Annotated in this window: 15 protein-coding genes and 1 pseudogene; 7 read left to right on the forward strand and 9 right to left on the reverse strand. The window is 70.3% G+C overall.

Annotation, left to right across the window (positions count from 1 at the left end):
• A partial coding sequence (locus tag AC2YHJ_RS22730; RefSeq protein ID WP_487398466.1) for a hypothetical protein occupies nt 1–598 on the reverse strand: 598 nt, incomplete at its 3' end.
• Nucleotides 595–1,131, reverse strand: coding sequence for a SixA phosphatase family protein (locus AC2YHJ_RS22735; protein ID WP_487398467.1), 537 nt, complete (start codon nt 1,129–1,131; stop codon nt 595–597). The genes AC2YHJ_RS22735 and AC2YHJ_RS22730, both read right to left, overlap by 4 nt.
• Here AC2YHJ_RS22735 and AC2YHJ_RS22740 point away from each other — a divergent pair.
• The gene (locus tag AC2YHJ_RS22740; RefSeq protein WP_487398468.1) at nt 1,105–2,082 is read left to right on the forward strand and encodes a creatininase family protein; all 978 of its coding nucleotides are present in this window, start codon (nt 1,105–1,107) and stop codon (nt 2,080–2,082) included. The genes AC2YHJ_RS22735 and AC2YHJ_RS22740 overlap by 27 nt on opposite strands.
• Here AC2YHJ_RS22740 and trhA read toward each other — a convergent pair whose 3' ends face one another.
• The 3 genes from trhA to AC2YHJ_RS22755 all read right to left on the reverse strand — a co-directional run bounded on the left by trhA (nt 2,083) and on the right by AC2YHJ_RS22755 (nt 5,136).
• Entirely contained in the window at nt 2,083–2,766 is a 684-nt protein-coding gene (trhA, locus tag AC2YHJ_RS22745; RefSeq protein WP_487398469.1) for a PAQR family membrane homeostasis protein TrhA, read from the reverse strand.
• A gap of 163 nt (nt 2,767–2,929) precedes the next feature.
• Complete coding sequence (locus tag AC2YHJ_RS22750) at nt 2,930–3,709, reverse strand: metallophosphoesterase (RefSeq protein WP_487398470.1); 780 nt, start codon at nt 3,707–3,709, stop codon at nt 2,930–2,932.
• A complete protein-coding gene (locus AC2YHJ_RS22755) occupies nt 3,706–5,136 on the reverse strand; it encodes a cryptochrome/photolyase family protein (protein ID WP_487398471.1) in 1,431 nt (476 codons plus the stop codon). The genes AC2YHJ_RS22750 and AC2YHJ_RS22755 overlap by 4 nt, the downstream gene beginning before the upstream one ends.
• Nucleotides 5,137–5,332: 196 nt before the next feature.
• Here AC2YHJ_RS22755 and AC2YHJ_RS22760 point away from each other — a divergent pair, with 196 nt between their 5' ends.
• Nucleotides 5,333–6,925, forward strand: a complete 1,593-nt coding sequence (locus AC2YHJ_RS22760; RefSeq protein WP_487398472.1) for an ABC transporter substrate-binding protein — start codon at nt 5,333–5,335, stop codon at nt 6,923–6,925.
• 161 nt (nt 6,926–7,086) lie between these two features.
• On the opposite strand, the gene AC2YHJ_RS22765 is transcribed toward AC2YHJ_RS22760, so the two are convergent.
• Nucleotides 7,087–8,700 (reverse strand): MBL fold metallo-hydrolase RNA specificity domain-containing protein, encoded by a 1,614-nt coding sequence (locus AC2YHJ_RS22765; protein ID WP_487398473.1) that lies wholly within the window; start codon nt 8,698–8,700, stop codon nt 7,087–7,089.
• Between the two features lie 5 nt (nt 8,701–8,705).
• Nucleotides 8,706–9,467, reverse strand: a complete 762-nt coding sequence (locus tag AC2YHJ_RS22770; RefSeq protein ID WP_487398474.1) for an SDR family NAD(P)-dependent oxidoreductase — start codon at nt 9,465–9,467, stop codon at nt 8,706–8,708.
• A gap of 221 nt (nt 9,468–9,688) precedes the next feature.
• Between AC2YHJ_RS22770 and AC2YHJ_RS22775 the strand changes: the two genes are divergently transcribed.
• From AC2YHJ_RS22775 to AC2YHJ_RS22795, 5 genes are all read left to right on the forward strand, one after another.
• Nucleotides 9,689–10,441 (forward strand): Crp/Fnr family transcriptional regulator, encoded by a 753-nt coding sequence (locus tag AC2YHJ_RS22775; protein ID WP_487398475.1) that lies wholly within the window; start codon nt 9,689–9,691, stop codon nt 10,439–10,441.
• 235 nt (nt 10,442–10,676) lie between these two features.
• Nucleotides 10,677–11,582, forward strand: a complete 906-nt coding sequence (locus AC2YHJ_RS22780) for a hydrogen peroxide-inducible genes activator (RefSeq protein WP_487398476.1) — start codon at nt 10,677–10,679, stop codon at nt 11,580–11,582.
• A 30-nt stretch (nt 11,583–11,612) separates the two neighbouring features.
• Nucleotides 11,613–12,368 (forward strand): DUF533 domain-containing protein, encoded by a 756-nt coding sequence (locus tag AC2YHJ_RS22785; protein WP_487398477.1) that lies wholly within the window; start codon nt 11,613–11,615, stop codon nt 12,366–12,368.
• 4 nt (nt 12,369–12,372) lie between these two features.
• The gene (gene acdA, locus AC2YHJ_RS22790) at nt 12,373–13,590 is read left to right on the forward strand and encodes a 3-sulfinopropanoyl-CoA desulfinase (protein WP_487398478.1); all 1,218 of its coding nucleotides are present in this window, start codon (nt 12,373–12,375) and stop codon (nt 13,588–13,590) included.
• A gap of 567 nt (nt 13,591–14,157) precedes the next feature.
• Nucleotides 14,158–15,006, forward strand: a complete 849-nt coding sequence (locus AC2YHJ_RS22795) for a DUF3800 domain-containing protein (protein WP_487398479.1) — start codon at nt 14,158–14,160, stop codon at nt 15,004–15,006.
• Between the two features lie 203 nt (nt 15,007–15,209).
• Here the strand turns inward: AC2YHJ_RS22795 and AC2YHJ_RS22800 are convergent.
• Nucleotides 15,210–15,432, reverse strand: a pseudogene (locus tag AC2YHJ_RS22800) (IS1595 family transposase); the annotation flags it as partial.
• A 94-nt stretch (nt 15,433–15,526) separates the two neighbouring features.
• Nucleotides 15,527–16,642, reverse strand: a complete 1,116-nt coding sequence (locus AC2YHJ_RS22805) for a THUMP domain-containing class I SAM-dependent RNA methyltransferase (RefSeq protein WP_487398480.1) — start codon at nt 16,640–16,642, stop codon at nt 15,527–15,529.
• Nucleotides 16,643–16,828 lie beyond the last annotated feature (186 nt).

Raw genomic sequence — 16,828 nt, forward strand, 5'->3', positions numbered from 1 at the left:
CCCCCCCCCCCCCCCCCGCCGCCGCGACCACACCCAGCAACGGCCCGGTCAGCGACAGCCGTGCCACCGGTTGTTCCGTCTCAAGGCTGCGCAGACTGCCCTCCAGCAGCGCGGCCTGGACCATGCCATGCGCGGTCTCCAGTCGGGACAGCTGCTGGCGTCCGGCAAAGGCCGCGATGGCGGCCAGCGCATCGCCGCCGCACGCCTCCGGCGTCTCCTCGGGCGCGAGGCGGCGCAGCAGGGCAGGCGGGCAGGCGGGATGCCAGGCCTCGGTCGCCTCGGGCAGCGTGCGGAGCAGCAGGCGGGGGCCGCGCGCGGGTGCCTCCACGACCTGGCCTTCGGCGGCGAGCCTGCCATCGGCGGTGTCGAACCACATGATCGATGTCGCGCTGCCGCGGGCACGGCCACTGCGCAGCGCGGCGATCGCCGGCAGCCGCCCCAGGCGCGCCGCGGCCTCGGCCGGCAATTCGAAGTCGAGCGTGACCGGTTCCGCCTCGGCCGGCGTGGGACTGGGTGCGGGTTCGGCCGGCGTGGCCTCGGCGTCAGTCTCTGCGACCGGCGCCCGGCTGGTCCCCGCGGCGTCGGCCGGGAAGGTCACAGCACGGCCTCGGGCAAATCCGCGGGGATCAGGAAGCGCACGAGGCGGGCGCCGCCATCCGCGAGGTCACGCCAGGGCGTCGCCACGGCGAATTCCGCCAGGGAGCAGGTCGGGAAGCCATCGGCCATGCGGCGCGCCGCGACGGCGGCCGGCCCCGCCATCGCCGCCGGCCCGGCCAGTGCCAGGGCCAGGTCGTGCAGCCCCGGATTGTGGCCGATCAGCAGCACGCTGCGCGCCGTCTCCGGCGATTGGCGCAGCAGTTCTAGCAGCCGCTGCCACGGGGCGAGGTAGATGTCGTCCATCGGTTCGATCAGCGGGCTGTCGGCGAAGGGCGAGATCGCTTCCAGCGTCTGCAGCGTGCGCCGTGCGGAGGAGACGAGCACGACATCGGGCGACAGGCCGAGGTCGCGCATCGCCGCCGCCATCGCGGTCGCGGCGCGCCGCCCGCGCGCGTTGAGCGGCCGCGCATGGTCGGCGAGCAGCGGATCGTCCCAGGAGGACTTGGCGTGGCGCAGGAGGAGGAGCTGACGCATATCCCGCCCATCCTGCCATGGACCATCGCGCCTGTCGCGGCTGCCGGGGCGAGCCTGTCCGCGCCGGGAACGATGCATCCCCCGGCGCGACGACGGGTCGCCCGCGGTGCGGGCCGGGCACCTCGACGCCCGGTTGCGCCGGCGCCATCCTCCGCCGCGCCGGATGCGACGGAGGATGCCATGGCGCAGGATACCGAGATCGAGTGGATGAAGCTCACCTTCGCCGAGCTCAATGCCCGCGCGGCGGAAGGCGCGCTGGTGATCGTGCCCGTCGCGTCACTGGAACAGCATGGGCCGCACCTGGCGACCGGCGTGGACATCATCTGCGCCAACGGCGTCGCCCAGCGCGTCGCGCACCGCATGGCCGCCATGGGCAAGCCCGTGGTGGTGATGCCCTGCGTGTGGACCGGCCTCGCCGAGCATCACGTCGCCTTCGGGGGCACCGTCACGCTCGACTTCGCGGCCTTCTCGGCGGTGCTGAAGGGTGTCGTCCGTTCCGCCGCGCGCGCCGGCTTCAAGCGCGTCATGTTGCTGAACGGCCATGGCGGCAATGCCGAGGCGGTCGCCGTCATTGCCGGCGAGTGCCAGGCCGAATCCGGCATCGCGGTCGCTGCCGGCACCTACTGGCATCTTGCCGGCGATGCGTTCGCCCCCATCCTCGAACGGCAATCCAACGTCATGCACGCCTGCGAGGCCGAGACCTCGATGGTCATGACCCTGCTGCCCGAGGCGGTGCGCAGCGACCGGCTGGGCGAGGCCTACGGCCCGCATTCCACCCGGCCGGAGGGCCAGCCCGCGGCGATGATCCGCCGCCGCTCCTTCAAGGATGTGACGCCCTCGGGTGTGATCGGCGACGCGCGCTCGGCTTCGGCGGAGAAGGGGGAGGCGCTGCTGGAAGCGGCCGCCGAGCGCATCGCGGACGAACTGGCGAATGCGCGCCTCTGGTCCTGATCACGCGACCGGCAGCACCGCCATCATCACTGCGGCGAAGTGGCAGCCCGCGGCAGCCACCACGCAGCCATGCCAGGCCTCGTTCTGAAAGGGCATGCGCCGGCTGACGTGGAAGGCCACGCCGGCGCTGTAGAGCACGCCGCCGACGCCCAGCAGCACCAGCGCGCCGGTTGGCACATGTTCCAGTATTGCCGGCGCGGCGCCGAGCAACGCCCAGCCCAGCGCGAGATAGGCGACGATGGAGGCGCGCTCGAAGCGGTGTGGCCAGGCCAGCTTCAACACCATCCCCGCGAGCGATCCGGCCCAGACGAAGGTGATTAGCGCCCAGCCCCAGCTGCCGCCGATCGCGACCAGCGCGAAGGGGGTGTAGGTGCCTGCGATCATCAGGAAGATGGCGGCGTGGTCGAGCCGCCGCAGCGTCGCCCGCGCCCGCACCCCGCGCGCGAGGTTGTAGGCGAGCGCAACGGCCAGCATGGCAATCAGCGCGAGGCCATAGAAGCCGAGCGCCAGCACCGGTCCCGTCCGCACATCGGCCGGAAGGGTCAGCGCGATGGCGATGCAGCCTGCGATGGCCGCGGCCAGCCCGGCGCCGAGGATCGCGCCATCGAGGCGGCGCTCCGCCTCGGTGTCCTGGCGCCCGGCTCGGATCGGCAGCGGATGGCGCGTCCTGTGAGGGGATGGCATGGGGCCGACAGCGTACACCGGAGAGGCCCCGGTGCGGGCGGATTATCGCCGTCCCTCGCGCCGTTGTCCGCGATGCGGCATCTCGCCGAGGATGCGATTACGGCTGCCGGTCGCGTGCGTGGGCGATCCGGCGATGACCCGTGCCCGGCAGTGCCCGCCGCCGTCAGGCGGTCATGAGCGGCGCGCGCCCCTGCGACGCATCAATCCCGGCCTCAGCCAGCGTGAAATCCCGCCAGGCGAGCGCGCCGCCCTTGCCGGCGCCGGTATCGAGGAAGATCGCGCGCCCGCCGCGGAGCCCGGTCATCGTCACCGGCCGCCCGTCATGCGACCGTGTGTCGTGGCCGACCAGCACGGTCAGCCAGGCCGGGATGCGATCGACCCAGCCGGTCAGGCGGATCGGGAAGCCATCCGCCGCGCGCCGGCCGGTGACCTGGCCGAAGATGGCGCGCCCGACCAGGCCCTCGGGCTTCGTCGCCCCCGCATCGGGCGGCGGCGCCTGCTGCAGCATGCCGTCATGGAAGGCGGCATGGACGCAGAGGAGCCGACCGAAGGACAGCCAGGCCGGCGCGCGGCCGATCTCGGCGATGGCGCGCGCCTTCAGCGCCGGGCCATCGGGCGCGTCGGCGATCTGGTCCAGCGTGCGGCCGAGCCCGTCGCGGTCCATCCGCACGGACTGGCCGAGCAACGCGCGCCGCAGCTTGTGGTCGTGGTTGCCGAGGATGAACATGCCGCGCCCCGCATCCATGGCGGCGAACATGCTGCGCAGCACGGCGGGATTGTCCGGCCCGTGATCCGTCAGGTCGCCGAGCTGGATGACGAACAGGCCCGCTGCCTCGGCCCCCGCCACGGCGGCATCGAAGCCTCGCGCATCGCCATGCACGTCGCCCACCACGCGCAACCCGGTGAAGCCCGCGGCGCGCAAGCTGTCGGGCGAGGGCGTCACGCGACGCCCGCCCCCCTGATGGCGGCGAAGGCTGCGAGTGCGCGGGCGCGCCCTTCGCTGAGCCCGATCACCGGCGCCGGATAATCGCGGCCGAGCGCCACGCCCGCGCCGCGCAGGACGGCGTCCGGCGTGTCATGCGGGCGGTGGATGAAGCGGTCGGGCAGGCGCGCCAGTTCCGGGCACCAGCGCCGGACATAGACACCCTCGGGGTCGAATTTCTCGCCCTGCAGCACGGGGTTGAAGATGCGGAAATATGGTGCGGCATCCGCCCCGCAGCCCGCCACCCATTGCCAGGATGCGGCGTTGGCCGCGAGGTCGGCATCGACCAGCGTGTCCCAGAACCAGGCCTCGCCCGACTGCCAGGGCTGCAGAAGGTGCTTCACGAGGAAGGAGGCGACGATCATCCGGACCCGGTTGTGCATCCAGCCGCTGCGCCAGAGCTGGCGCATCCCGGCATCGACGATCGGGTAGCCGGTCCGACCGCGCTGCCAGGCCCGCAGCATCGCGGCATCGCTGCGCCAGGGGAAGGCCCTGTATTCCGGCCGCAGCGGCTGCACGGGCATCTCCGGCCGGTGCCAGAGGAGGTGGTGGGAGAATTCCCGCCACAACACCTCCTTCAGGAAGGTCTCGAGCCCCGCGCCACCCTGCGCCCGGGCGGCATGCCAGACCTGGCGGGGCGAGACCTCCCCCAGATGCAGGTGCGGCGACAGGCCGGAGGTGCCCCATTCGGCCGCCGGCGCGTCGCGCCTTGTGTCGTATTGCGCGAGACCTTCGCGCAGGAAGGTGGCGAGGCGCCCCGCGCCGCCGGCCTCCCCCGGTGTCCAATGGGCCGGGAACTCCTGCGCCCAGTCCGGCTGCGGCGGGGCGGGCAGCAGGCCGAATTCCTCCGCGCGAAGCCCGGCCGGCGTACCGGGCGCGGGTGCCAGCCGCCCGGGCGCGGGCAGCGGCCGTGGCAGGCCCTCCAGCAGGGCCGAGACGGCGCGCGCGAAGGGCGTGAAGACCGCGAAGGGCTTGCCCGCGGCGGTGCGGACCCGATGCGGTTCGTGCAGCAATGCGTTGCGGTGAAGCACCAGGCGCCGCCCGGCGCGTTGCAGGGCGTCGTGGGTTTCCGCATCGCGGTGGCGGGATGCGGGTTCTGTCTGGCGGCCCGCATGGATCTCGGCCGCGCCGATCCGCGCGGCGAGGTCCGGGATCAGCCGCCGCGGGTCGCCGCGCAGCACCACCAGCGGCGCGCCGCACGAGGCCAGCGACCGGCCGAGCGCGACCAGGCTGTGATGCAGCCACCAGCGCGACGCGCCGCCCGGGGCGCGGGGGCCGTCCTCAATGATGTAGACCGGCAGCACGGGCCGGTCCTGCACCGCGGCGAGGGCTGCATTATCGGCGAGCCGAAGGTCCTGCCGGAACCAGATCAGGGCGGCGTCGTGCATGCCCTTGATGTGGGGTGCGCCGGCATCGCGTCAGGGGGCCGTCGCCATCAGGCGCCCGTTCGGCTCCGGCATGACTTCGCATTTGAGCAGACGACCGCGCGACGCCAGACTGGCATCCGCCGTGCTTGCCTGACTGATCCCGGAATGCAGGGCGCGGGCACCGGGACCGCGCCCAGTCGAGAGGAGGGCCTGGACGATGCAGCGACGTTCCCTGATCCGTGGCGCTGGTGCGGGCCTCGCCGCCTCGCTGGCCGGGCCAGGCCTGCTGCGTGCGCAATCGGCGACGACGCTGCGCTTCAGCCCGCAGCAGGATGTGGTGACGCTCGATCCCGTCACCACCACCGCCTATGCCACGCGCAACCATGGCTACATGGTGTTCGACACGCTCTACGGCATGGATTCCACCTACACGGCGACGCCGCAGATGGTGGAAGGGCACCGCATCGAGGATGACGGCAGGCGCTGGACCCTGACGCTGCGCGACGGGTTGCTGTTCCACGACGGGGAGAAGGTGCTGGCGCGCGACTGCGTCGCCTCCATCCGCCGCTGGGCGCGGCGCGATCCCTTCGGGGAGACGCTGATGGCGGCGACCGATGAGCTTTCCTCCCCCGATGACCGCACCATCCTGTTCCGCCTGAAGCAGCCTTTCCCGCTGCTGCCGATCGCGCTCGGCAAGGCGTCCGTGCCGGTCTGCGCCATGATGCCGGAGCGGCTAGCGAATACCGACCCGTTCCGCCAGGTGCCGGAGCTGATCGGCAGCGGCCCCTTCCGCTTCCAGGCGGATGAACGCGTGCCGGGATCGCTGCTGGTCTATACGAAGTTCGACCGCTACCTGCCGCGGCGCGACGGGCCGGGCGGCTGGACCTCCGGGCCCAAGGTCGTGCATTTCGACCGCGTCGAATGGCGTGTCATGCCCGACCCGGCGACGGCGACCAACGCCCTGGTGGCGGGTGAGGCGGATTGGCAGGAATACGCCTATCACGACCTGCTGCCGCAGATGCGCCGCGCGCGCGGTGTCACGGTGCGCGTGCTGGACCCGTCGGGCTTCGTCGGCATGGTGCGGGTGAACCACCTCCAGGCGCCGTTCAACAATCCGGCGATCCGTCGTGCGCTGTGGGGCGCGATCGACCAGACGGCCTGCATGCAGGCGCTGGTGGGCGCGGAGGAGACGAGCCTGTACCGCGTGCCGCTCGGCTTCTTCGGGCCGGGCACGCCGATGGCCTCCGAGGCCGGGCTGGACCCGCTGCGCGGCCCGCGCGACTACGCCAGGGTCCAGGCCGATCTGCGCGCCGCGGGGTATCGCGGGGAGACGGTGCTGTTCATGATCCCGTCCACCTCGCAGCCCAATGCGGCGATGGGCGCCGTCATCGCCGACCAGTTCAAGCAGGCGGGGATGAATGTCGAGATCTACTCGGTCGAGTTCAACGCCATGCTGCAGCGGCGCAACCGCAAGGGGCCGGTATCCGACGGCGGCTGGTCCGCCTTCATGACCAACTGGGCGGGCACCGACTGGCTGAACCCCGCCGGCCATATCGCGCTGCGTGGCAACGGAGAGGCCGGCTACGCCGGCTGGGCGACCATGCCGCGCATCGAGGAGTTGCGTGACGCCTGGTTCCGCGCGCCGGACCTCGCGGCGCAGCAGGCGATTTGCCGTGACATCCAGATCGAAGCGATGCGGGAGGTGCCCTACTACCCGACCGGACAGTATCTTCAGCCCACCGCCTATCGCAGCAACATCACCGGCGTGCAGGAAGGGTTCGCGACCTTCTGGAACGTGCGGCGGGGCTGAGCGGCCAAATCCCCTGCGAAGACCCGCAGGGGAGAATGCCATGACGCCGAGTCGGATGCGCGGAGCATGCACGTCCACATGCCTTCGCGCGGCATGGTCCGGGGTGTCGTCTTTGCGGGCATCCCGCGCGTTCAGGTGATTCCACCTGAACGCCATGCGCGCTACCGGCCGTTTCGCCGGTTGGCTTCCAGCACGCCCCGCAGTGCCGCCATCAACCTGTCGCGCGACGCCGGATCGGGTGCGCGGTCGATCGCATCCTCGATGCCGAGCAGCAGGGCGGCGCGCGCATTGTGCCAGTCGGGCCGGCCGGCCGTGGCTGGATCGGCGCGACGTGGGCGCCCTTGGAGGCGCTGCGGCGCCGCGGCCCTGGGCAGCAGGAAGCGTTCGTCGAGCACCGGCATCAGCACCTGGCCCGCGCCCACCGAGCCCGATTGGCCGATGCGCTGCGTCAGCGCCTCCATCGCCGGCGGTTCGCCGTGCACCAGGAACACCCCGCCCGCGACCGGTCCGCGTGCCGTCAGCCACGCCGCGAGTTCCGGCGCATCGGCGTGGCCGGAATAATCGCGGATCTGGCGGATCGTGGCGGCGACGCGGATCGCCTCGCCCTGGATGCGGACCTCCTGCTTGCCCTCCAGCAGCAGTCGCCCGAGCGTGCCTTCCGCCTGATATCCGGTCAGCAGCACCGTCGCATCCGGTGACCACAGCCAGTGCTTGAGGTGATGGCGGATGCGCCCGGCATCGCACATGCCCGACCCGGCGACGATGATGTGGAAGCCCTCGGTCGCGGCGATGGCGCGCGACTGCGCGCCGGTCTCGGTGAAGTGCAGCAGCGGGGATCGCAGCGCGCGCTTCACCGACGCGCCGTCCTCGAGTGACGCGGTGTGGTCGAGGAAGACCTCCGTCGCACGGATGGCGAGCGGGCTGTCCACGAAGACCGGCGCCTGCGGGATGCGCCCCGCCTGCATCAGCGTGACCAGGTCCCAGCAGATCTCCTGCGTGCGTTCCACGGCGAAGGCGGGGATCAGCAGCGCGCCGTTGGGACGGATCGCCTCCTTCACCAGCGTTTCGAGGCGGTCGCGTCGTTCGTCGTGGCCGACGCAGGGCTTGTCCTCGTCACCATAGGTGGATTCCAGGAAGACGTGGTCGACGCCCTGCGGCCCCTCCGGATCGTCGTAGAACACCGCGCAATCGGGGCCGAGGTCGCCCGACACCAGCACGCGCAGCGGCGGCGCGCCGTCCTCGGTGAATTCCAGCTCGATCGAGGCGGAACCGAGCATGTGCCCGGCATTCCACCAGCGCGCGCGCACGCCGGGGAGTTCATCGAAGGAGAGCCAGCGATCCATCGGCACGGCGCGGAAGGCGCGCACCGCTACGGCGGCGTCGGCGGCAGTGTAGATCGGTTCCACCGCACCATGACCGCGCCGGCGGTTGCGGCGATTCAAGTGATCGACCTCCATCTCCTGCACATGCCCTGAATCCGGCAGCATCACGCTGCACAGGTCCACCGTCGGCGCGGTGGCGTGGATGCGGCCGCGGAAGCCTTCCTTCACCAGGCGCGGCAGCAGGCCGGAATGGTCGATATGCGCATGCGTCAGCAGCACCGCGTCGATCTCGCGCGGATTGTAGGGGAAGGGCTCCCAGTTCAGCGCCTTCAGCGTCTTGGGGCCTTGGAACAGGCCGCAATCGACGAGGAAGCGCGCGCGGGGTGTCTCGAACAGCAGCGACAGCGCGGTGACGGTGCGCGCGGCGCCGCAGACCTGGACCGTGACGGGCATATTGCCTACTCCGCCGTGACGCCGCCATCGACCGGCAAGGCGATGCCGGTGATGCCGGACGATGCTTCCGACAACAGGAACACCGCCGGCCCGGCGATGTCCTGCGGTTCCATGATGCGCCCGAGCGGGATGCGCGCGCGCGTCGCCGCGACGAATGTCTCGTCCGCCATCAGATCGGCAGCGAGCGGCGTGTTGACCAGCCCCGGGCAGACCGCATTGACGCGGATGCCCTTCGGCCCGAGTTCCAGCGCCATCGCGCGGGTCAGCCCCATCACCGCATGCTTGGTCGCGGCATAGAGGCTGCGGTTGCGCGACCCCACCAGCCCGGCGACCGAGGCCATGTTGACGATCGACCCGCCGCGCCCGGCCTTGACCATGGCGCGCGCGACTTCCTGCGCGACGATCGTGGCACCCTTCACGTTGAGCAAGAGGACACGGTCCATCTCACTCTCGCTGGCATCGAGGAAGGGTTCGCGCGTCACGCTGCCGGCATTGTTCACCAGGCCATCCAGCGCGCCCGCTGCCGCGACCGCCGCGCGGATCGCCGCCGGGTCGGCCGCGTCGAAGGGCAGCACCTCGGCCACGCCGCCCGATGCGGCGATCTCCGCCGCGACCTCCTCCAGCCCCGCTCGCCGGCGCGCGGCCAGCACCACCGTCGCGCCGCTCGCCGCGGCGGCCAGCGCGATGGCCTGACCGATGCCGAGCGAAGCACCGGTGACGAGGATTCGCTTGCCGTCGAGACGGAAGGCGGGCGCGGTCTGGGTCATGTGGTCTTCCTGCGGAACGGTTCCGCCAGTGTCGCCACCAGGCGAAGGCATGCAAGCGACGGGCGCCGCGACCGGCATGCGCCTGACGCGCGCCTGCTCGACACGCCGAATATGCGTTTGTTCTTGATCTACCTCAACGGCCCGGGGAAACTGCCACGCGCGGTCGCTTGACCGGAGGGAGCCGGCGGCCGAGAACCCGCCGAGCCAGGTGAACGGGAATCATGCATCCTCTCGACAGCACCCGTGCCCTGATGGATGGCCTCGGCGCCGAAGCGGATGTCTGCGTGAAATGCGGCTCTCGCTCGATCGGGCTGTGCGCGCCGCTCGATGTCGCGGCACTGGACGACATGGCGGGCGAGAGCGAACGGCTGTCGCTCGACACGCGTGACGCCGTCTTCCGCCAGGGCGATCCGGCCCGCTATGTCTATACGCTGACCGAAGGCATGGCACGGCTGACGCGCGTGCTGCCGGACGGTCGGCAGGCGGTGATCGGCTTCCGCTTCGCGGGCGACATCCTCGGCTTCACGCCGGCCACCGAATACGCCTTCGGCGCCGAAATGCTGACGCGCGGCACCGTCTGCCGGCTCGACCGCCGCCGTCTCGAACAGCTTTTCCGGCGCTACCCGGTGCTGGAACGCCGCTTCCTGGACCTGTGCATCACGGAACTGGCGGCCAGCCAGGATCACATTCTCGCGCTCGGCCGCTTCAGCGCGGAGGAACGGGTCGCCGCCTTCCTCGTCTCCCTCGCCGAGGCGCAGGAGCGCCGCAAGCATGTCGGCCCCGTCTTCGACCTGCCGGCCACGCGGGCCGATATCGGCGAGTTCCTCGGCCTGACGCTGGAAACCGTGAGCCGGGCCATCTCCGCCTTCCGCAAGCGCGGCTGGATCCGCCTGCACGGACATTCCGGGATCGAGCTCACGGATCGCGCGGCGCTGGTCGGCCTCGGCAGTGGCGAAGGCGCCGACGCCGCCTGAGGCGAAGCCTCAGGCTGATTTTTTATCCCTCAAACGGCGGGCGCCGCGCATCCGCGCGGCTTGCCTTCGCGCCCTGCGCTGGTGCGCTGGCAGCGACGAACGGTCTGGGCGCGGTCGCGCTGTGCGCTCGCGGCCCGATGCCCGCATCGGGCCAGAAAGCGGGGACGCGGCGCGCATGGCCGCCCTGCATTCCGTGCCCTGGCGGTATTCGCGATCGTCGTAATGTTCAGCGCCGATGACCGCCCTTCCGAGTCCCCAGCAACTCCGCTACCTCGTTGCCCTGGCCGCGCACAGCCATTTCGGCCGAGCGGCCGCCGCCTGCGCGGTGACGCAATCAACCCTGTCCTCCGGCATCTTCGCGCTCGAACGCCAGCTCGATGCCGCGCTGCTGGAACGCACCGGCGGCAAGCGCCCGGTCTTCACCCCGCTTGGCCGCGAACTGGTCGCGCGCGCACGCACGGCGCTCGCGGCCCTGACCGCGCTGGTCGAAACGGTGGAGACGGCGCGCGACCCGCTGACCGGCCCGCTGCGCCTCGGGACCATCCCGACCATCGGCCCCTTCCTGCTGCCGCGCCTGATGCCGCGCCTGCGCGAAGCCTATCCGCGCCTGCGGCTCTGGCTGCGGGAGGACATCACCGAGCGCCTGGTGGAAGGGCTGGATGCCGGGCGGCTCGACCTGCTGCTACTCGCCGTGCCCTGCGATTGCGGCGATGTGGAAACGGTGACCATCGCCGACGACCCCTTCCACGTCGCCCTGCCGCCCGGCCATCACCTGGCCACCATGGCCGAGATCCCGCCCGAGGCGCTGACCGGCGAACGGCTGATGCTGCTGGAGGACGGCCATTGCCTGCGCGACCATGCGCTGTCCGCCTGCGGCCTGCCCGGGGCGGCGGCATCGGAGGAATTCGCCGCTACCTCCCTGCACACGCTGGTGCAGATGGTCGGCGGCGGGCTCGGCATGACGCTGCTGCCCGACCTCGCCGTCACCGGCGGCGTGACCGCGGGGGCCGACGTCACGGTGCGGCCGCTGGCGGGCACCTTCGGGCGGCGCATCGCGCTTGCCTGGCGGGTGCGCAGCCCGCGGGCGGAGGAATTCCGCACGCTTGTGCCGCCCATTGCGGCAGCCCTGCGCGGCCTGTAGCAAAGCACGACTCGGGAAGGGATCGGGGCGATGGCGCAGTTCGACCTCGGCGGCGTGCTCGGCGCCATGCTGGGCGGCGGCCAGCCTGCGCGCGGCACGCGCCGGCGCGGTGGCGGCAAGCAGGATCTCGGCCGCGCGCTCGGCATGCTGGTCGGCGTGGCGATCGAAGCGATGGCCAAGTCGCAGCAGCAGGCCCCGCCGCCTGCGCCCCCGCCGCGACGCGGTGGCGGCCAGCCGGATGTTGGCGGCTGGGGCGACCCGGTGCCAGCCAAAACCGCCCCGGCCGGAACCACCGCCCGCAAGCCCGCCCCGGCCCGCGCCAGCGTTCCATCCGCCGGCGGGCCCTGGGGTGGCGCCGCGCCTGCGGGCAAGCCCGCGTCATCGGGCGCCTGGAACCCGGTGCCCGGCGTGCCCGCGCCACCGCCGGTCGCCGCCGAGGACCGCGAGGGCCTGCTGATGCTCCGCGCCATGATCGCCGCGGCCAAGGCCGATGGGCAGGTCGATTCCGACGAGCGCGCTCGTATCGCCGACCAGCTCGATGCCGCTGGGCTGACCCCGGCCGGGCGTGACGCCGTGCTGGCGGAATTCGGTCGCGGCGCGACAGCCGAGGCCCTGGCGCGCGAGGCATCGGACCCGATGCTGGCCGCGCAACTCTATGCCGCGGCGGTGGCCGGCGCGGCTTCCATCGAAGGCGCCGAACGCGCCTGGCTCGACGATTTCGCCAAGGCTCTGCGGCTCGACCGCGCCGCGACCGAGGCGATCGAGCGCCGCATCAGGGGAGGGTGACACCATGCACGGATTGACCGACGCCGAGGCCCGGCTGCGCGACAAGGCGCGCGAACTCGCCAAGGAAGCCGCCGCCCAGGCCGCCGCGACCGACAGATCCGAGCAATATCCCTGGCCGATGGTCGCCCGCATGCAGCAGGCCGGCTTCACCGGCCTGACCGTCCCGAAGGAATGGGGCGGGCCGGGCCTGTCCTATTTCGACGCGGTGCTGGTGATCGAGGAATTCTCCAAGGCCTGCGCCGTCTGCGGCCGCATCGCCGTTGAAGCGAACATGGGTGCGGTCGGCGCCATCATGGCCTATGGCACGCCGTCCCAGAAGAAGATCGCCGCGGACCTCGTGCTGGCCGGCGACAAGCCCGCCATCCTGATCACCGAGCCCGAGGCCGGATCGGCCGCCACCGACATGCGCACCCGCGCCGTGCGACGGGGCAATGACTGGGTGATCGACGGCGACAAGACCTGGATCACCGGCGGCGGCGTGTCCCGCCTGCACCTGATCTTCGCCCGCGCCTTCGAGGATGGCGAGGAGAAGGGCATCGGCGGCTTCATCGTCGCCCGCACCGGCGACGCCATGCCCGACGGCATGACCGCCGAGCGCATCCCGTCCATGGGCCTGCGCGGCATGCCGGAAGCCAACATCACCATGCGGGGCCTGGTGGTGCCTGATGCGATGGTGCTGCGCCCGCCGGGCGGCTGGGCGCGCGGCTTCGGGCGGCTGATGGATGCCTATAATGGGCAGCGGGTGGGTGCGGCGACGGTCGCGCTGGGCCTGGCTGCCGGCGCCTACGACCACGCCCTGGCCCGGGCGCAGACGCGCGAGCAGTTCGGCCGGCCGATCGCGGAATTCCAGGGCCTCGCCTGGATGCTGGCCGACATGTCGATCGAGCTGGAGGCCTCGCGCGCCCTGGTCTGGCGGGCGGCGCGGTCCGCCGGGCCGAACGGCTTCCCGGACCGGCTGGCCGCTGCGCAGGCCAAGGTGATGGCCGCCGACATGGCGATCCGCGTGACCAACAACGCGCTGCAGGTCTGGGGCGCGGCCGGGTATTCGCGGGAGAACCCGATGGAACGCTACGTCCGCGACGCGCGGATGTTCGCCATCGCGGGCGGGACGGCGCAGGTGCTGCGCACGCAGGTGGCGGAACAAATCCTGGGGCGGAAACTGCCGCAGACGCGGGATGGGTTCGCGCGGCTGGCGGAAGCGCCACGCGCGGCGGCGGAGTAGGGGCATTGGAGAGGGGGCGCCGCCCCTCTCCAAACCTCACCCCGCCAGGATGCAGTGCATCCTGGACCGCCGGGATTTGGTGCCGGGCGCGGTTGCCGCGCCGACATGTCGGAGTGCGCTGCGGGCACGGCGCCCAGAGAAGCATTCTTGGCTCCGGGCGCGGAGCATCCTCCGATGTCGCCGAACGCCTGCTCGGCTCAATGCTAGGCGTTCGTTCCCGAAGACAACCGTGCGCACGCAAACACAGGACGTGAATCAGGACGATTCACCTAGGTCCGCCTAAGGGCGCGCGATGCTGTGACGGAGCCGAGCGATTGCGTTATCGCGGGACGGGCGCACGTTCTCATCTGCGTTCGCTTCGGCCATCAAGCAAGCAAATTTGCGCTCGGCGGCATCAAGTTCGGCGTACGCCGGGGTTGTCGGAGGCTTCGGTTGCGCGATTACCACCAGCTTCGCACGGAAGGCGGCTTCGTCTGCATCGGCACCGAGGGTACGGGCCGTACTAGCGAATCGTTCCTATTGTGTGCTTAGCTAAGTATTTCGCGCATCCTTCACACGGCTCATGCGATGCTCCCGATTGGCTACGTAGCCTATATTGACGAAGCAGGCGACGACGGGATTAAGGCGGTATCACCGATAGACCCCAATGGGGCATCGGAATGGTTTGTGCTGGCCGCGTTTGTTGTACCAATCCACGAAGACGCCTTTGTTTCTCAGTGGCTTGGGGAGGCCCTGAGACGGCTAAACTCAAGACAGCGTACCGATATTCATTTTGCAAGGTTGGATGATCAGAGAAAAGATACTGTATGTCGCTATCTATCTACGCTCAACTTTCGATGGTTTGCATCCGTATCGCATAAGCCAAATATGCGAGGATATAGAAATACCCGGGCAGAGAAAGCCAAATCAAAAAACTACTTCTACAACTGGATGGCTAGAGTTCTCTTGGAGAAAGTAACACAATATTGTCAGAAAGACGCCTTGACGCGGTATCGCGGAAGGCCGCAGCACAAACTACGTATAGAATTCTCAACCAGAGGAGGAATGTTTTATCCCCATACGAAAGACTATCTCTCTAAATTATGGATGCGAAGTCAATCAGGAACTATGGTTGTAACGCGCGACGATTTATCCTGGGATGTAATTGAAATAGATCAAATTTTTCATTTTTCGCACAAGGATAGAGCGGGCCTTCAACTGGCTGATGTAGTGGCAAGCGCGATTTATAAGGGCCTCGGCCGTTCCAGTGGACCACCCGGCGATATTCGATTTGCCGAACTATTAGCGCCGCGGGTTGCGGAAGGCCCGAATGGGATCTTCGGTTTCGGCGTCAAATTGCAACCAGACCATTGGCAGAAGACGCTTCAGCATCACCAGCGTGCCCTCTTCGAGTACTTCGGCGCGCCGAAAAAGTGACGGGAGCCCGGGCCCTTGCACCACCGGCCGTGAATAGGCCATCCGTCATGGATGACCATCGGTTCGGCTGCCACCCATAAGGGTGACTCGGGCTGATTCCGGCGCTACCCGCCGAACAGAGACTAGGTGATTCGTCAAGGTGAATCAATGGGTTAGTCATCTGTGGGCGACTCGAATCAAGCCATTGATTTGAATCGATTTTACTACGCTTCTGCGCGATCAGCGCCACGGTAGGTGAGCTGCTTGCCCGCGATTCTGTGCAGAGCGACTCGCGCTCGCTTCACCTCGTGAACGCCCGAGGCAACGCGATTGCTGTATCGGAAATCGAACGCGGCGACATGCGGTGAAGATGCTTCTCACCGCAGTGCTGGTAGACCCCTTCATGCCGCGCTCAAACACGCTATGAGGGCCTTCGACGGTGTTGGTGTGGGATGTGACCGCGTCCGCAGTCGCCCTTGCTGTGGCGAACGATGCCCTATTCGGCGAAGTCCCGCTCCGGGGCGCCCCGCCGCCGGTCCCGTCAGCCCAGCACCCCGGTCCTGAACAGCACCACCCGCAGCCCGCCATGCGGCACCGGCGCCCCATGCGGCAGGAACGGCAGCCCGGTCGCGTAGGCCAGCTTCGGCTCGCTGGTGACGAGCCCGACGCGCCAGCCGCTGAAGCGGCGCAGCAGCGTCTGGCCGAGCGCGCGGTACAGAGGCGCCAGTTGCCCGCTGTCGCCGAGGCGTGAGCCGTAGGGCGGGTTCACGATGACCAGCCCCGGCGGCCCGGCGGGCGGGGTGATCTCGCTGATCGCGGCTTGGCGGAATTCGGTGATGTCGGCCACGCCGGCGCGTTCGGCATTGGCGCGGCTCATGGCGATGGCGCCGGCGTCGCGGTCGCTGCCGTGGAAGCGTGCCGTCGGGACGTCGCGGCGCTTCACTGTGCGCATTGCCTCCCAGGCCGCGGCGTCGAAGGTCGCGAGGCTTTCGAAGGCGAAGTGGCGGGCGCGGCCGGGATTGAGCCGGGCGGCGATCTCCGCGGCCTCGATGACGAAGGTGCCGGACCCGCACATGGGGTCGAGCACGGGTTCAGCGCCGTCGAAGCCGCATTGACGCAGGAACAGCGCGGCCATGGTCTCACGCATCGGCGCGGCGTTGATGGCTTCCTTGTAGCCGCGCTTGTGCAGCATCTCGCCCGAGGTATCGACGCTGATGGTGCAGAGGTCGTGGTCGATGCGGGCCATGACGAGGATGCCGGCATCCGGCGATTCGGTGGCGCCGAGCGTGTCGCGGATGGCGGTGGCGATGCGCTCGGCGGCGGCGCCGCTGTGGTAGATGCGCGATGCGGCGCAGGAGGCCTCGACCCGGAAGGGGATGTCGGGGCGCAGCACGCTGCCCCAGGGGATCCGGTGGGCCAGGGTGTCGAGCTGCGCGAGATGCGTGACGCGGAAGGCGGCGATGCGGGCGAGGACGCGCCCGGCGCCGCGGATCCACAGGTTCGCGCGCCAGACCTCGGGCCAGCCGCCGCGGGTGACGACGCCGCCGGGGACGGGCTTCGGGCGTTTGAAGGCCTTGGTGCGCACTTCCTCGCAGAGCACGGGTTCGAGGCCCGGGGCGGTGGCGAGGAAGATCTCGAAGTCCTGGGCGTTGGTCATTGGGTCCGTGGGGCGGGAGGCGAGGCCTGCGACGCTGGCCGGCGCCCTTGTGCCAGCCCGGGGCGGGCGCGGCCATGCGTCATGCGGTTGGCTGTCCGACCGGCGGGGCGCCGGGGTGGCGCGGTGAGATCGTGGGATAAAATTCCTTGTCGCGGTGCCTCGCCCCGGCTACCTTGCGGGCTTGCT

It is taken from the genome of Roseomonas sp. SRI_022 (assembly GCF_057586215.1).

Excerpts from the sequence above, each read along its gene's own strand:
- AC2YHJ_RS22755 (WP_487398471.1), bottom strand. The coding sequence starts at position 5,136 with ATGCACGACGCCGCCCTGATCTGGTTCCGGCAGGACCTTCGGCTCGCC.
- AC2YHJ_RS22765 (WP_487398473.1), bottom strand. The coding sequence starts at position 8,700 with ATGCCCGTCACGGTCCAGGTCTGCGGCGCCGCGCGCACCGTCACCGCG.
- AC2YHJ_RS22735 (WP_487398467.1), bottom strand. The coding sequence starts at position 1,131 with ATGCGTCAGCTCCTCCTCCTGCGCCACGCCAAGTCCTCCTGGGACGAT.
- trhA (WP_487398469.1), bottom strand. The coding sequence starts at position 2,766 with ATGCCATCCCCTCACAGGACGCGCCATCCGCTGCCGATCCGAGCCGGG.
- AC2YHJ_RS22770 (WP_487398474.1), bottom strand. The coding sequence starts at position 9,467 with ATGACCCAGACCGCGCCCGCCTTCCGTCTCGACGGCAAGCGAATCCTC.
- AC2YHJ_RS22760 (WP_487398472.1), top strand. The coding sequence starts at position 5,333 with ATGCAGCGACGTTCCCTGATCCGTGGCGCTGGTGCGGGCCTCGCCGCC.
- AC2YHJ_RS22775 (WP_487398475.1), top strand. The coding sequence starts at position 9,689 with ATGCATCCTCTCGACAGCACCCGTGCCCTGATGGATGGCCTCGGCGCC.
- acdA (WP_487398478.1), top strand. The coding sequence starts at position 12,373 with ATGCACGGATTGACCGACGCCGAGGCCCGGCTGCGCGACAAGGCGCGC.
- AC2YHJ_RS22785 (WP_487398477.1), top strand. The coding sequence starts at position 11,613 with ATGGCGCAGTTCGACCTCGGCGGCGTGCTCGGCGCCATGCTGGGCGGC.
- AC2YHJ_RS22805 (WP_487398480.1), bottom strand. The coding sequence starts at position 16,642 with ATGACCAACGCCCAGGACTTCGAGATCTTCCTCGCCACCGCCCCGGGC.
- AC2YHJ_RS22795 (WP_487398479.1), top strand. The coding sequence starts at position 14,158 with ATGCTCCCGATTGGCTACGTAGCCTATATTGACGAAGCAGGCGACGAC.
- AC2YHJ_RS22780 (WP_487398476.1), top strand. The coding sequence starts at position 10,677 with ATGACCGCCCTTCCGAGTCCCCAGCAACTCCGCTACCTCGTTGCCCTG.